10 protein-coding genes are annotated in these 13,765 nt (G+C 70.8%); 9 read left to right on the top strand and 1 reads right to left on the bottom strand.

Translation table 11 applies throughout. The features are described 5' to 3' along the window. Nucleotides 1–186: 186 nt before the first annotated feature. Together R2J76_RS04175 and R2J76_RS04170 are read left to right on the top strand one after the other, a co-directional pair. Nucleotides 187–2,142 (top strand): hypothetical protein, encoded by a 1,956-nt coding sequence (locus tag R2J76_RS04175; protein ID WP_316414537.1) that lies wholly within the window; start codon nt 187–189, stop codon nt 2,140–2,142. Beyond that, the gene (locus R2J76_RS04170; protein ID WP_316414535.1) at nt 2,139–4,115 is read left to right on the top strand and encodes a transglutaminase-like domain-containing protein; all 1,977 of its coding nucleotides are present in this window, start codon (nt 2,139–2,141) and stop codon (nt 4,113–4,115) included. The genes R2J76_RS04175 and R2J76_RS04170 overlap by 4 nt, the downstream gene beginning before the upstream one ends. A gap of 384 nt (nt 4,116–4,499) precedes the next feature. Here the strand turns inward: R2J76_RS04170 and R2J76_RS04165 are convergent, their stop codons facing one another. Next, nucleotides 4,500–5,471: a YoaK family protein gene (locus R2J76_RS04165; RefSeq protein WP_316414533.1), complete on the bottom strand. Its 972-nt coding sequence runs from the start codon at nt 5,469–5,471 to the stop codon at nt 4,500–4,502. A gap of 130 nt (nt 5,472–5,601) precedes the next feature. On the opposite strand from R2J76_RS04165, the gene R2J76_RS04160 reads away from it, so the two are divergent. The 7 genes from R2J76_RS04160 (at nt 5,602) to R2J76_RS04130 (ending at nt 13,761) form a co-directional block, all read left to right on the top strand. After that, nucleotides 5,602–7,548 (top strand): proton-conducting transporter transmembrane domain-containing protein, encoded by a 1,947-nt coding sequence (locus R2J76_RS04160; protein WP_316414532.1) that lies wholly within the window; start codon nt 5,602–5,604, stop codon nt 7,546–7,548. After that, on the top strand, nt 7,545–8,474 hold the full coding sequence (locus R2J76_RS04155) for a respiratory chain complex I subunit 1 family protein (RefSeq protein ID WP_394366782.1): 930 nt from the start codon (nt 7,545–7,547) through the stop codon (nt 8,472–8,474). Before R2J76_RS04160 ends, R2J76_RS04155 begins: the two co-directional genes overlap by 4 nt. 3 nt (nt 8,475–8,477) lie before the next feature. Then, nucleotides 8,478–9,113, top strand: a complete 636-nt coding sequence (locus R2J76_RS04150; RefSeq protein ID WP_316414530.1) for a hypothetical protein — start codon at nt 8,478–8,480, stop codon at nt 9,111–9,113. A 4-nt stretch (nt 9,114–9,117) separates the two neighbouring features. Beyond that, entirely contained in the window at nt 9,118–10,551 is a 1,434-nt protein-coding gene (locus R2J76_RS04145) for a proton-conducting transporter transmembrane domain-containing protein (protein ID WP_316414529.1), read from the top strand. Further along, complete coding sequence (locus R2J76_RS04140) at nt 10,548–12,059, top strand: hydrogenase large subunit (RefSeq protein WP_316414528.1); 1,512 nt, start codon at nt 10,548–10,550, stop codon at nt 12,057–12,059. Before R2J76_RS04145 ends, R2J76_RS04140 begins: the two co-directional genes overlap by 4 nt. After that, a complete protein-coding gene (locus R2J76_RS04135) occupies nt 12,059–12,820 on the top strand; it encodes an NADH-quinone oxidoreductase subunit B family protein (RefSeq protein WP_316414527.1) in 762 nt (253 codons plus the stop codon). The genes R2J76_RS04140 and R2J76_RS04135 overlap by 1 nt, the downstream gene beginning before the upstream one ends. A gap of 74 nt (nt 12,821–12,894) precedes the next feature. Beyond that, nucleotides 12,895–13,761, top strand: a complete 867-nt coding sequence (locus R2J76_RS04130) for a carbon-nitrogen hydrolase (protein ID WP_394366821.1) — start codon at nt 12,895–12,897, stop codon at nt 13,759–13,761. Nucleotides 13,762–13,765: the final 4 nt, after the last annotated feature.

The raw sequence follows: 13,765 nt of genomic DNA, 5'->3' as shown, positions 1-13,765 counted from the left end.
ATCCCCGGCGCATTGCCCCGATCGGGAATGCGCGAGATGGGACGAAAACATTCATATGACGGGGTGGGCCGGAACGCGGAGCCAGCTTGCGGGGCGGGGGGAAGTACGGCAGGCTGGGGCCACCATCACCCCATGCTCCGGGCCCCGGCCCCTTCGCCGCAGGTTCCGGCTTGCCCCGGAGTCCCCATGTTCCGCTTTCCGGCATCCGCCCTCCTCGGCCTCGCGATCGCAGGAACCCTCGCGGGCGCGGAGGCGGAAGCCTGGAAGCCCATCCCGGCGGATGTGTGGGCCCTCACGGACTCGGCCCTCCCGGGGGGCCTGGGGGCCATCAACCTCGCCAGACGCATCCGCGTCACGGACAGCTCGGTGGTCAACGAGTTCCGCATCCGCATCTGCAGCCAGCGCGGCCGCAGGGCGGCGGAATTCACGGCCTTCGAGAAGGATGCGGCCGTCACCGGGCGGGTGGTGTATCCCGATGGCCGGCAGCTGACCTTCGATTCCCAGAAGGATTTCCACGTCAGGACCAGCTTCTCCTCGCGGCTGGTGGACCACCAGGAGCAGGTGCTGGTGCCCCCGGGCCTCACCGACGACTGCGTGGTGGACCTCAGGTGGGAAGCGCCCCGGTACTGGTCCGCCTGGGCCCGCGTGGGCCGGGGCAGCGAGACCTGGGATCTGGCCTCCACCTTTCCCACCCGGATCCTCACCGTGGAAGTCCCCCAGGTGAACTGGTTCGATTTCTCCTTCAATTCGGCCGGACTTCCCTGCGTCCCGATCAACACGCCGGATCTCAAGGTCCTGACCATCAAGGACGTACCGGCCACCACCTACGCCCCGTTCGCCCTGAAGTCGGTCCGCAACATCCCGCTCCTTAAGGTCTACATCCAGGGCAACCTCCTCCGGGCCGCATCCCGGGAGGGAAAGGACGCATTCTGGAAGAAGGTGGTGGAGCTCTACCGGGATTTCTTGACCAAGGACCTGGTCATGGGGAATCGCTACCGAGCCTTTTCCGCGGACATCCGCAAGGACCTGCCCGCAGGGCCCCAGGCCCTTGCCCAGGAACTGGCCCTGCGCATCCAGGACAAGGTCCTGAACCTCGACCGCCTGACCCTCGCGGAACGGAGCCGCAGGACCCGCAAGGAATCCGAGGAGCGCATCGAGCTCCGGGACCTGGAGGGCCTGGCCCGGCGCGGCACGGCGCACGGGGGCGGCATTTTCGCCCTGTTCCTGCAGCTGCTCAAGGAGGCCGGCGTCACGCCCAAGGTGTTCCTGGTGGTGGACCGGGAGGTCGCCGTGTTCCATTCCGAACAGAAGAACATCAACCAGATCACGGACTTCCTGGTGGGGGTGGAGGAGCCCGGCAAGCCCCCCATCTGGCTGGACCCCGCCATGAGGTTCGCCCCGCCCACCCTGGTCCACCCCGACTACCAGGGCACGCCCTGCATCGAGATCGACACCGCGACCTGGACCGGCAGGTTCGTGGACCTGCCGTCCCAGGCCCCCTCCACCAACCGGCGGCGGGACACCTACCGCCTGGAACTCCTGCCCGACCAGGACCGGTTCACGCTGGAGGCCGACTTCCGGGGCTACGACGACTACCGCTGGAAGTGGACGTTCATGAACCTGGAGCCCCGGGAGCAGGACCGCAAGCTGCGGGAGCAACTGGAAGTGCGCCTGGACACGATCGTGGACAAGGCCCAGGTGCTCCATGCCACGGACCCCCGCACCCCCATCCAGTGGACGGCGGAGGGCCGCATCGACCGCGCCGTGGGCAGGCATCGCCGGGTGGATCCCTTCCCCATGACGCCCTATGCCCTGCCCCTCCCCGACGCGCTCTCCGAGACGCGCTCGGATTCCATCATCCTGCCCTACCTGCTGGAGCGCGAAGCCGTGAGCAGGTTCCGGCTTCCGCCGGGCTACGGATGGAAGGGCGCCCCGCCCTACCGGCGGTCCAACGAATTCGGCTCGGTGAGCCTCCTGGCGGAGCGCGTGGACGGCCCGGACGGCCCGGAGGGGGTGGCGACCCTCAAGGTGCAGGTGGTCAAGGCCATGGCCGGTCCGGGGCGGTGGGCCGCATTCAAGGAATTCCTGGGCTGGATCCGCGAAGCCGGCTCCACCCAGCTCATCCTCGAGAAGAATCCATGAACGCACGCTGCCTTCTTCTCGCGCTTCTCGCCGCCACCCTGGCGGCCCAGACCGTGCGGGGCCTGCCCGACTGGGCCGGGCCCCATGCCCTCCGGGAGCCCACGGTCCCGCCCGCGGGGGACCCGGACGCCTGGGTGCTCCTGGACCGCACCGAGTTCGCCTACCGGGGCGACGGGGAGATCCGCAAGCGGAACTTCCGCCTCGTCCGCATCCTCACGGAGCGGGGGCTGGGCGAGGGCGGCTACGCCGTCCACGGCCTGGGCGGCGCCTCCAGCCGCATCAAGCGCCTCAAGGGGTGGAACCTCCGCCCCGACGGGGAGTCCGTGAAACTCGACCGGGACTACGTCATCACCGTGGCCAAGGGCAACTCGGCGAACTACTCCACGGACACCACCACCTCCGCCTACCTGCCCCGGGTCGTCAAGGGCAGCCTCGTGGCCTTCGAATCCGAGGAGGTCATCACCCATCCCCTGGGCCCCCTGGACGGGACCTCGATCCTGGAGGTCCATCCCATCCGGCGCTGGGAGCTGGCCATGGTCAAGTCCGTGGGATGGTTCACCGCCACCGCCTCCGACGGTGTCCGTCTGCGCGTGGACGCGCGTCATTTCGCGCCCCTCTTCGCCCCGCCCGACCCCGGGGCCACTTCCCTGGCCCTGGACGACGTGCCCGCCCTGGCCAAGCATGAGTCCGGCACCCCCGACGCCCGGAACTGCCTGCCCTGGTTGGCCCTTTCCTTTTCCGATCCCACCGTGCCCAACGCCCCCGACCTGGCCAGCTGGGACGCCTACGCGATGTGGATCCACGGCACGTACGAGCCCCGCACGAGGCCCGCCAGGCCCGTGGACCTCGCCGGGGCCACCGGCCTGGAGGCGCTCCGGACCATCCGCCGCTGGATGCAGCGGGAGCTGACCTACAAGCAGGTGTACCTGACCCCCGACCGGGGCTGGGTCCCGGAGACGCCCGAGGATGTCCGCCGGGCGCGGTTCGGGGATTGCAAGGACCTGGCCGGGCTGTTCATGGCCGCCGCCCGGGACGCGGGTTTCGAGGCCGTCCCTGTGCTGGCGCGCATCGGCGACGGGACCCTCGAGGCGGACGATCCTGTGGGCCCCTTCGGCTTCAATCACGCCATCGCCGCCATCCGCCTGCAGGCGGCGTCGGGCCTGCCCGCGGAAATCGCCACGCCCCAGGGGCGCTACCTGCTGGTGGACCTCACGGAGCAGTTCACGCCCCTGGGATGGCTGGGCGAGGCCCACCGGGGCCGGAGGGTGCTCATCTGCACCGGCAAGGGCGCCACCTGGGCCGCGGTGCCCGATGCGGCCATCGTGCCGTCCCGGGTGGACGTGAACCTGGAAGCCACGGAGACCGCCAACGGCGGCCTCAAGGGCACCCTTTCGGTCACCGAGACCGGCGCGGGCGCGGGCCTCCGCCATCTTGCCCTGACCGGCGGCGCCCGGGAGGTGCGGGAACGCTGCGCCACCCTGCTGGACTTCCCCGCGGGCGCCACCTGGGACCTGTCCCCCCTCCCGGACCCCAAGGACGGCCGGGACACCTTCCGGATCCAGGTCGCCTTCGAGCTCCCCCACGCCCTGGAGGCCGCGGGCGGCGAATGGCTCCTCCCGCGCCTGGGCCTCCCGCCCAGCCCGCAATCCATCCAGCGCCTGGGCCAGCCCCGGCGCCTTCCGGTGTCCCTGGCCGGGGGCCCCGCCTGGGACTGGCGCGCCACCCTCCACCTGCGGGAACCCCGTCTCCCCGCCATGCCCACGGGAAGCCTCGAGACGCCCATGCGTTCCCTGCGCTTTTCCGCGGAGCGCAAGGCCGGAACCCTGGACCTCCACCTTCTCCAGACCCGCCGCGAGGTGAACTACCCCTACGAGCGCCGCGAGGAGGGCGTCCAGGCCCAGCGAAGCGACTGGAAGGGGTTCCGGACCTTCGTGGACGAGGCCCTCACGGTGACCGCGCCCCGGATGCCGTGAGGGCGCGGCCGTGATCACCACCCAGGGCCTCGGCAAGCGGTTCGGAACCTCCTGGGCCCTGCGGGGCCTGGATCTGGCGGTCCCGCGCGGCGCCTTCCTGGCGGTCCTCGGCCGCCCGGTTCAGACGCCACCTCCGCCCGGCCTGCCAGGCGTTGGAGGAGCGAAGGGAAGAGCTTACGCTGGCCCTCACGGGCTGGTGAGGATCCCCTGACGTTCATTGGCTAGGCCGCCAGAAAAGCCTGTGACCCTTCGCCCCACCCCCTTGTCCGGATCCAGGTCAAGGTAGGGTGTCGAGTTCAGGCTACCTTTTGTCCTTTTCACAGCAGTGCGTCCCACCCTCGGTATCCTCGGCCTCCCTTCCCGGAAGAATCCCGAGCCCGGCCCCTACCGCCCCCGGATGAACAGGTCCCGCGCCAGGGCCCGGGCGTCGTCGTAGTCCGGCAGGCCCCCCATCATCCGCAATCGCACCCGCAGTTCGTGGACCACCGGCCTCACCGCCAGGACGAACAGGAAGGTCGCCAGGAACACGGTGACCTTGTACCCCACGTGCCGGAATCCCACCGCCCCCGCCACCCCGCCCCCCGCGAAGGACAGCAGGATCAGCCCGTGGAGCTTGAGGCGGTTGCGGTTGGCGCGGATGGGGTCGCTGCCGCGGCGGTGGAAGACGTTGGGGTACACGAGGCGGCTCAGCTCGATGCCGAAATCGGTGAGGTTGCCGGTCATGTGGGTGGTGCGCACCTCGGCGTTGGAGATGGAGGTGACCACGGAATTGTGCATGCCCATCATGAAGGAGAGGAGGATGACGGTCATGGGCAGGAAGAATTCCTGCCGGTGGCTCAGGGTGGCGCCCATGAGCCCGAAGAGCAGCATGAGCCCGGCCTCGATCATCAGGCTCAGGGCGTAGTGGGCCCGGAATTTCAGGCGCCGGCCCAGGTTGATGAGGGTTCCCGCCGTGAAGGCCCCCAGGGTGAAGCACACCAGGATCTGGAGCGCGGCGTAGGCCAGGCGCATGCGGCCCCGGGCCAGCTCGTCGGCGAACTTGGAGAAGGTACCCGACACGTGGGAGGTGTAGCTCTTCACGGCCAGGAAGCCGCCGGCGTTGATGGCGCCGGCGATGAAGGCCATGGACCAGGCCAGCTGGCGGTTCAGGGCCTGGGTCCGCTCCGGGCCCTGCTTGGTGAGGAGGTTGGCGTCCAGGGGGAGCAGGTCCAGGGTCGTCCCGATGGCCTTGCCGATGCCGTGGGGCACCGTCTCCAGGTTCAGGTGGCCCTGGAGCGCCCTGACGGTGCGCTTCCGGGCCACGCGCAGGTACCGGTGGTGCCGCCGCGTATGGGCGGGGGGGCGATGCGGGCTCATGGTCTCCATTATTCCAACCGCGGGTGCGGATGGGGATTAAATGATAGACTCTACGCAGACACGCCCCGCAACGACGCACGGAAGACAGAGCCACGCGCACCGCGACGGGTCGTGCCACGGCGGAACAATGGTGCTTCAGAGTCTCTATTTCAGCGCGCTTCTCCTTTCGGCCCTCTCGGGGGTGCCGGGACTCGTCCGGCCCGCGCGGGGCGGACGAATGGCCTCCTGGATGCTTGTGGGCAGCGCCCTGTGTGCCCTGGGGCTCGCCGGGAGCGTCCTGTATGGGGGGCTGACCTGGCAGGCCGAACTGCGATGGGCCCTCCCGGGGGCCCATTTCCTTTTCCGGGGGGATCCCATCGGGACCTTCATCCTGGTGCCGGCCACCCTGGTGCCCGCCATCCTCTCCTTCTACGCCGAGGGCTACTGGAGCGACGGCGCCCACGCGGACACGGCCCCGGCCCTGCGGCTCTTCTTCGGGGCATCGGTGGCCTGCATGGTGCTCCTCTGCGCCGCGGCCAACGCCGTACTCTTCCTCTTCGGCTGGGAGATCATGGCGATCCTGGCCTTCCTCATGGTCACCACCAGCGACCAGGACGCCGCGGTGCGGGAGGCCGGGTGGATCTACCTGGTGGCCTCCCACACCGGCGCGCTCATGCTCTTCGCGGGCTTCGCCCTGCTGGCCCTGGGCACGGGCACGGGCTTTGACCTGGGCCCCCTGCGCCCGGGCTTCGCATCCACCCCCGCGGGCACCGCGGCCTTCCTCCTGCTGCTGGGGGGCTTCCTTCTGAAAGCCGGGGTGGGCCCGCTCCACGTGTGGCTCCCGGGGGCCCACGCGGCGGCCCCCAGCCACGTCAGCGCCCTGCTTTCCGGCCTCATGCTCAAGATGGGGATCCTCGGCGTCCTGCGGATCATCGCCTTGACCCCGGATCCGCCCCTGTGGTGGGCGGGGCTCCTCACGGGCCTGGGCGCGGCCTCGGGGATCATGTCCATGGCCTTCGCCCTGGGGCAGAAGGACCTCAAGCGCCTCCTGGCCTACAGCTCCATCGAGAACGTCTCCGTCATCGCCCTGGGCCTGGGGCTGGCCCTGGCCGGCAAGACCCTGGCGTTGCCCGCGCTGGTGATGCTGGGCGGGGCCGGCGCCCTCTTCCACCTGCTCAACCACGCCCTCCTCAAGCCCCTGCTCTTCATGGGAGCGGGGTCGGTGATGCACGCCACGGGCACCCGCGACCTGGAGCGCCTGGGGGGGCTGGCCCACCCCATGCCCCGCACGGCCTTCCTGTTCCTGGCGGGGGCCTTCGGCATCTGCGCGCTGCCGCCCTTCAACGGGTTCGCCGGCGAGTGGCTCATGTACCTGGGGGCCTTCCGGGGGACCCAGCCCAACGGCTGGGTGTGGTCCGTGGTGACCCTGGCCTCCCTGGCGGTCATCGGGGCCCTCACCGTGGCCTGCTTCACCCGGGCCTACGGCATCGTCTTCCTGGGCGAGCCCCGCCGGGACCTGGCCCACCCGGCCCACGAATCCCCGCGCAGCATGACCGCGACCATGGCCGTCCTGGCCGGCATCTGCCTCTTCATCGGACTGGTCCCCGCCGTCCTGGCCCCGGCCCTGCAGGCCGCCACCCGGGAGCTGGGCCCGGGCCTGCCCGCCCTGGGGAGCCTGGCCAATCTGAAGGCCCTGTCCCTCATGGCCCTCATCGGCCTCCCCATGGGCCTCGCCGTGTGGCAGGCCATCCGCAGGGCGCCCTCCACCCGCACCGGCACCTGGGACTGCGGGTACGCCCTGCCCACGGCCCGCATCCAGTACACCGCCTCCAGCTTCTCCCGGATGCTCACGGACGGGTTCCGGTGGCTGCTCCTGCCCATCGAACGGATCCCCCGCATCCAGGGGCTCTTCCCCCGGGAGAGCCGCTTCCAGTCCCAGGCCCCCGACACCCTCCTGGACCGCGGCCTCAACCCCGCCGCCTCCTTCGTGGCCTCGGCGCTGAGCTGGCTGCGCTTCCTGCAGGCGGGACACCTGCCCATCTACCTCCTCTACGTGGTGCTCACCCTCGTGGCCCTCTTCGCCTGGACCCTGCAATGATCCGGAACCTGGTGCAACCCGCCCTCGTGCTCCTGGCCCAGATGGCCTTGACCCTGGCCCTGGCCCCGCTGCTGCCGGGGATCGTGAACAAGGTGAAGGCCCTCTTCGCCGGCCGGGTGGGACCCCCCGTCTTCCAGCTCTACTTCGACCTCGCCAAGCTCCTGCGCAAGGGCGCCGTGTTCAGCCGCACCACCACCGGGGTCTTCCTGGCGGGGCCGGCGGCGGCGGTGGCGGTGCCCTTCACCGCCGCGCTCCTCATCCCCATGGGGGCGGCCACGGCCCCGGTCTCCTTCGCGGGCGACGCGGTGGTGCTGGCCTACCTCTTCGGTGTGGCGCGCTTCTTCGTGGTGCTCTCGGCCCTGGACACGGGGTCGGCCTTCGAGGGCATGGGCGCGGCGCGCGAAGTGACCTTCGCGGTGCTGGCCGAGCCGGCCCTCTTCATGGGCCTGGCCACCCTGGCGCGCCTGGCGGGCTCGCCCTCCCTGGCCCCCATGCTCACGGCCGCGGGCCAGGGCTGGAGGGCGGCGGGGGGTCCCCTGGCCCTGGTGCTCACGGCCTGGGTGATCGTGTTCCTCGTGGAGAACTGCCGCATCCCCTTCGACGACCCCAACACCCACCTGGAACTCACCATGATCCACGAGGCGATGGTGCTGGACCACTCCGGGCCGCCCCTGGCCGCGGTGCTCTACGGCGCCAGCCTCAAGCTCTGGGTCCTGGGCGCCCTGGTGGTCAAGCTCTGCCTGCCCCTGCGGGGAACCTGGTGGATCGATTGGCCCGCCTTCCTGGGGGGCATGGTCCTCCTGGCCGCGGGGGTGGGCGTGCTGGAATCCATCATGGCCCGGCTGCGCATGCGCCGCGTCTCCCAGGCCCTCATCGCCGCGGTGGTGTCGGGCACCTTCGGCTTCCTTCTCCTCCTCCTGGCCTGAACCATGACTCCCAACCTCCTGCTCGCCGCGATCATGCTCATCAACTTCATGCTGGTGGCCAGCAGCCGCGTCAGCAAGTGCATCCAGCTGGCCGCGCTCCAGGGCGGGCTCCTGGCCATGGTGCTGCTGCTCATGCACGACCACTGGCCCTTCCACGTGCTCCTCATGGCCTTCAGCACCGCGGCCATCAAGGGCGTGGTGATCCCCGCCATGCTGAACCGGGCCCAGGACCGCATGAAGCCCCAGCGGGAGCCCGAACCGTACGTGGGCTACACCCTGACCCTCGTCATGGCCGCCGCCGGCACCGGCATGGCCTTCATCCTGGCCCGGCGCCTGCCCCTCCAGCCCGGCAACCTGGGCACGCTCTTCGTGCCGGCCTCCATCATGGCGCTGTTCACGGGCTTCCTGCTCCTGACCACCCGCAAGCGGGCCCTGCTGCAGGTGGTGGGCTACCTGGTGCTGGAGAACGGGGTCTACCTCTTCAGCCTGCTGCTGGTCAAGCAGATGCCGCTCCTGGTGGAGACGGGGGTGCTGCTGGACCTGGTGGTGGGCATCTTCGTCATGGGCATCGTCATCAACCACATCCAGACCGCCTTCGACTCCCAGGACACCCACCGCCTGGCGCACCTGAAGGACTGACGCCGTGATCCTCGCCCTCACCCTCATGCCCCTCGCCGCCGCGGCCATCGTGTGGTTCATGAAGCCCGGCCTCCACCGGGCCCGGGTGCTGCCCGTGGCCGGGGTGCTGCACCTGGCCCTGGTGCTGCTGGCCCTCACCCGCTCCTTCCAGCCCCAGCCCGACGCCTGGCTCCGCCTGGACCCCCTGGGGGGGTGGATGCTCCTGGTGGTGTCCACCATCTTCACTCTTTGTTCCCTGTACGCCCCGGCCTACCTCGCCCTGCGCATGGAGCGCAACTTCGGGGTGTTCGGGGTGTCCATGCTGGGCTTCCTGGGCATGGCCTCCCTTGTGGCCACCTCCCGCCACCCCGGCGTGCTGTGGGTGGGCATGGAGACCACGGCCCTGGCCACCACCCCCCTCCTCTACTACAACAAGAACAAGCGCAGCCTCGAAGCCACCTGGAAGTACCTCCTGATCTGCTCCGTGGGCATGGCCCTGGCGCTCCTGGGGACCTTCTTCGTGGCGTACGCGGCCCAGCAGGGCGGCCTGGGCGAGCCCATCTACATCGACCGGCTCGTGGCCAACGCCCGGGCCATGCCCGTACCCTGGCTCAAGGCCGGCTTCGTGCTGCTCCTGGTGGGCTACGGCACCAAGATGGGCTTGGCCCCCATGCACACCTGGAAGCCCGACGCCTACGGCGAGACCCCGGGCATCGTGGGCACCATCCTCGCGGGGGGGGTGACCACCATGGCCTTCCTTTCCCTGCTGAGGTTCTTCTCCATCATGGCCGCCGCGGGCCTGGCGGGCTTCTGCCGGGAGCTGCTGGTGGCCATGGGGCTCGTGTCCATGGCCTGGGCCTTCGTCTTCATGATCCGCCAGGGGGACCTGCGCCGGCTCCTGGCCTACTCCAGCGTGGAGCACATGGGCATCCTGGCCTTCGGGGTGGGCATCGGGGGCAAGGCCACCCTCTTCGCCCTCTTCCACGTGGCGGCCAACGCCCTGGTGAAGAGCGTGCTCTTCCTGGGCTCGGGCAACATCGTGCGCAGCTTCTCCAGCAAGAGCCTGGCCGACGTGAGCGGCGCCATGCGGCGCCTGCCGGTGTCGGGCTGGTGCTTCCTGCTGGGCTTCCTGGCCATCGTGGGCTCGCCCCCCTTCGCCCCCTTCACCAGCATCTTCGGCATCGCGTCCACCGCCCTGGGCGGGGGCCACCTCCTGGCAGGCTCGCTCTTCCTGGCGCTCCTGGCCGCCATCTTCACGGCCATGGGCTCCGTGATCCTGCCCGTGCTGCAGGGCAATCCCAATCCCCCCAGCGTGCGCACCCACTACGAGGACACCTTCGGCCTCACCTTCCCCCTGGTGCTGGCGCTCGCCCTGGCCCTGATCCTGGGCACCTGGCTCCCGGGCCCCCTCCATTCCCTGCTGACGAAGGCGGCGCTCCTGGTGGAGGGACAGGCATGACCAGCGCGCCCATCTCCAACGGCACCGCCATCCCCCTCTCGGAGGTGCCGGCGCTCCCCTTCCCGGACTTCCAGGAATTCATCGTGGAAGCCTGCGGGGACGACCACCGCCTCGTGGCCCTCTTCGCGGGGCAGGACCTGGAAGGCTTCGCGGTGCTCGCCTCCGGGGCGGGACCGGTGCTCCGGGTGGTGCGCACCACCATCCCCGCCGCCGGATTCCCCTCCATCACGCCCCGGTGCCCCGAGGCCCACCTCTTCGAGCGGGAGATCGCCGAGCAGCGCGGCCTGAAGATCTTCGGCCACCCCTGGTTCAAGCCCGTGCGGTACCACCGCGCCCTGGGCACCCCCCGGGACGCCTGGGACCGCACCGCCCCCATCCAGCCCGGCGTGGCCCCCTTCTACCGGGTCGAAGGCCGCCAGGTGCACGAGGTGGGCGTGGGCCCGGTGCACGCCGGGGTCATCGAGCCCGGCCACTTCCGGTTCCAGTGCAGCGGCGAGACGGTCTTCAACCTGGAGATCGCCCTGGGCTACCAGCACCGCGGCATCGAGCGGACCCTGGCCGGGGGGCCCCACCGGTCCACCCTCAAGCACATGGAGACCGCCTCGGGCGACACCACCATCGGCCACCTGTGGGCCCACTGCCTGGCCATGGAGGGCCTGCTGGACCTGGAGGTGCCCCTGCGGGCCAACCTCATCCGGGCCGTGGCCCTGGAACTGGAGCGCCTGGCCAACCACACCGGGGACCTGGGCGCCATCGCCGGGGACGTGGGCTTCCTGCCCACCATGTCCTACTGCGGGCGCCTGCGGGGGGACTGGCTCAACATGACCGCCGCGCTCTGCGGGAGCCGGCTGGGGAGGGACCTGCTCAAGCCCGGCGGGGTCCGCTTCGACGTGGACGCGGCCCGGGTGGAGGATCTGCGCGGGCGCCTGGAGGCCACGGCGGCCGACACCCTCAACGCCGTGGACCTCATCTGGCACACCCCCTCGGTGCTGGCGCGACTCGAGGGCACCGGCCGGGTCATCCCCGCCCAGGCCAAGAACATCGGCCTGGTGGGCCCCGCGGGCCGGGCCTGCGGCCTGGACCGGGACGTGCGCCGGGCCCACCCCTTCGGCCCCTTCCAGGAGGCCGCCATCCCGGGCGTGAACGAGGACATGGGCGACGTGGCCGCCCGGGCCCGGGTGCGCGCCCAGGAGATCCAGTCCAGCGTGGAGTTCCTGCGCTGGGCCCTGGACGTGCTCCGGGCCCTGCCCCCCGGCCCCATCGAGGTCCAGGCCCCCCGGGCCCTGCCCCCGGACCACCTGGCCCTGGGCATGACCGAGGGCTGGCGCGGGGAAGTGGTCCACCTGGCCGTGACGGACGGGGACGGGCGCTTCTCCCGCTACAAGATCGTCGACCCCTCCTTCCACAACTGGACCGGGCTCGCGCTGGCCCTGCGGGGGGAGGAGATCTCCGACTTCCCCCTGTGCAACAAGAGCTTCAACCTCTCCTACTGCGGGTTCGACCTCTGATGCTGAAGATCCTGGCTTCCCGACTGCGGCAAGGGCACCGCACCAACGCCTTCCCGGAGGAGGTCCCGCCCATGCCGGACCGCTTCCGGGGCCTGCCGGAGCTGCCCGGGGAGCCCTGCCCCGGGGGCTGCAGGGCCTGCGTGGACGCGTGCCCCACCGAGGCCATCGGCGAGGGGCCCCGGATCACCCTGGACCTGGGCCGGTGCCTGTTCTGCACGGCCTGCACCGACGCCTGCCCCGAGCACACCCTGCGCTTCACGGACGAGTTCCGCCTGGCCACGCGCGCCCGGGAGGACCTGCTCGCGGCCCCGGGCGAGGCCTACCGGGTGGCCGGGGCCCTGGAAGCCAAGGCCCTGGCCCTCTTCGGGCGCTCCCTCAAGCTGCGGGTGGTGAGCGCGGGCGGCTGCAACGGCTGCGAAGTGGACGTGAACGTGCTGGGCACCATCGGCTGGGACCTGGGCCGCTTCGGCATCCAGGTGGTGGCCAGCCCCCGCCACGCCGACGCGGTGCTCATCTGCGGCCCCGTCACCCGGAACATGGAGCTGGCCCTGGCCAAGACCCTGGCCGCCACCCCCGATCCCAAGCTGGTCATCGCCGTGGGCGCCTGCGCCATCAGCGGCGGCCCCTACCGGGACCAGGAGGAGCAGCTCTGCGGCGCCGTGGGGGCGGGGATCCCCGTGGACCTCTTCATCCCGGGGTGCCCGCCCCACCCCCTGACGATCCTGGACGGGCTGCTCAGGCTCCTGGACCGGGTGAAGTAGGGTATTCTTGGGGGTTCGCTTTTTTTCAGAGGCCCGCCTTGTCCCCCAAGCGTTACCGAGTCGGATTGATCCAGATGGCCTGCGGGCCCGAGCCGGCGGAGAACCTCCGCCGGGCCGCGGCCTTCGTGGAGGAGGCCGCCGCCCGGGGCGCCCAGGTGGTCTGTCTTCCTGAACTCTTCCAGACCCAATACTTCTGCCAGCGGGAGGACATCGCCCTCTTCGACCTGGCCGAGAGCATCCCCGGGCCGGCCACGGACCTCCTGGGCCAGGTGGCCCGCAGGCGCGGGGTGGTGATCCTGGCCTCGCTCTTCGAGCGCAGGGCCGCGGGGCTCTACCACAACACCCTGGCGGTGCTGGAGACCGACGGCTCCATCCGGGGCCTCTACCGCAAGATGCACATCCCGGACGACCCCCTCTACTACGAGAAGTTCTACTTCACCCCCGGGGACCTGGGCTTCAAGGCCCACGACACCACCTTCGGCAGGCTGGGCACCCTGGTGTGCTGGGACCAGTGGTATCCCGAAGGGGCGCGCCTCACGGCCATGCAGGGGGCCTCCACCCTCTTCTACCCCACGGCCATCGGCTGGCACCCGGCGGAGAAGGCCGAATACGGCGAGGCCCAGTACGACGCCTGGCGCACCGTCCAGCGCGGCCACGCCATCGCCAACGGGGTCTTCGTGGCCGGCGTGAACCGGGTGGGCTTCGAGACCGGCAACATCCGGGGCGACGAGGCTCCCGGCCTGGGCCTGGAATTCTGGGGCGGCTCCTTCCTGGCGGACCCCTTCGGGCGCATCCTCGCCCAGGCCAGCCACGACAAGGAGGAGATCCTCCTGGGCGACATCGACCTGGACCTGCTGGAGACCACCCGGCGCAACTGGCCCTTCCTGCGGGACCGCCGCATCGACGCCTACGGGGACCTGCCCCGCCGGTTCCTGGACTGAGGCG

Origin of the sequence: Mesoterricola silvestris (genome assembly GCF_030295405.1) — a bacterium.
Taxonomy (GTDB): domain Bacteria; phylum Acidobacteriota; class Holophagae; order Holophagales; family Holophagaceae; genus Mesoterricola; species Mesoterricola silvestris.
This window is presented reverse-complemented; position numbering and strand designations above follow the sequence as displayed.

Bases quoted from the DNA above. Each gene is read 5' to 3' on its own strand.
- R2J76_RS04175 (WP_316414537.1), top strand. From the start codon at position 187: ATGTTCCGCTTTCCGGCATCCGCCCTCCTCGGCCTCGCGATCGCAGGA.
- R2J76_RS04170 (WP_316414535.1), top strand. From the start codon at position 2,139: ATGAACGCACGCTGCCTTCTTCTCGCGCTTCTCGCCGCCACCCTGGCG.
- R2J76_RS04165 (WP_316414533.1), bottom strand. From the start codon at position 5,471: ATGAGCCCGCATCGCCCCCCCGCCCATACGCGGCGGCACCACCGGTAC.
- R2J76_RS04155 (WP_394366782.1), top strand. From the start codon at position 7,545: ATGATCCGGAACCTGGTGCAACCCGCCCTCGTGCTCCTGGCCCAGATG.
- R2J76_RS04150 (WP_316414530.1), top strand. From the start codon at position 8,478: ATGACTCCCAACCTCCTGCTCGCCGCGATCATGCTCATCAACTTCATG.
- R2J76_RS04140 (WP_316414528.1), top strand. From the start codon at position 10,548: ATGACCAGCGCGCCCATCTCCAACGGCACCGCCATCCCCCTCTCGGAG.
- R2J76_RS04135 (WP_316414527.1), top strand. From the start codon at position 12,059: ATGCTGAAGATCCTGGCTTCCCGACTGCGGCAAGGGCACCGCACCAAC.
- R2J76_RS04130 (WP_394366821.1), top strand. From the start codon at position 12,895: ATGGCCTGCGGGCCCGAGCCGGCGGAGAACCTCCGCCGGGCCGCGGCC.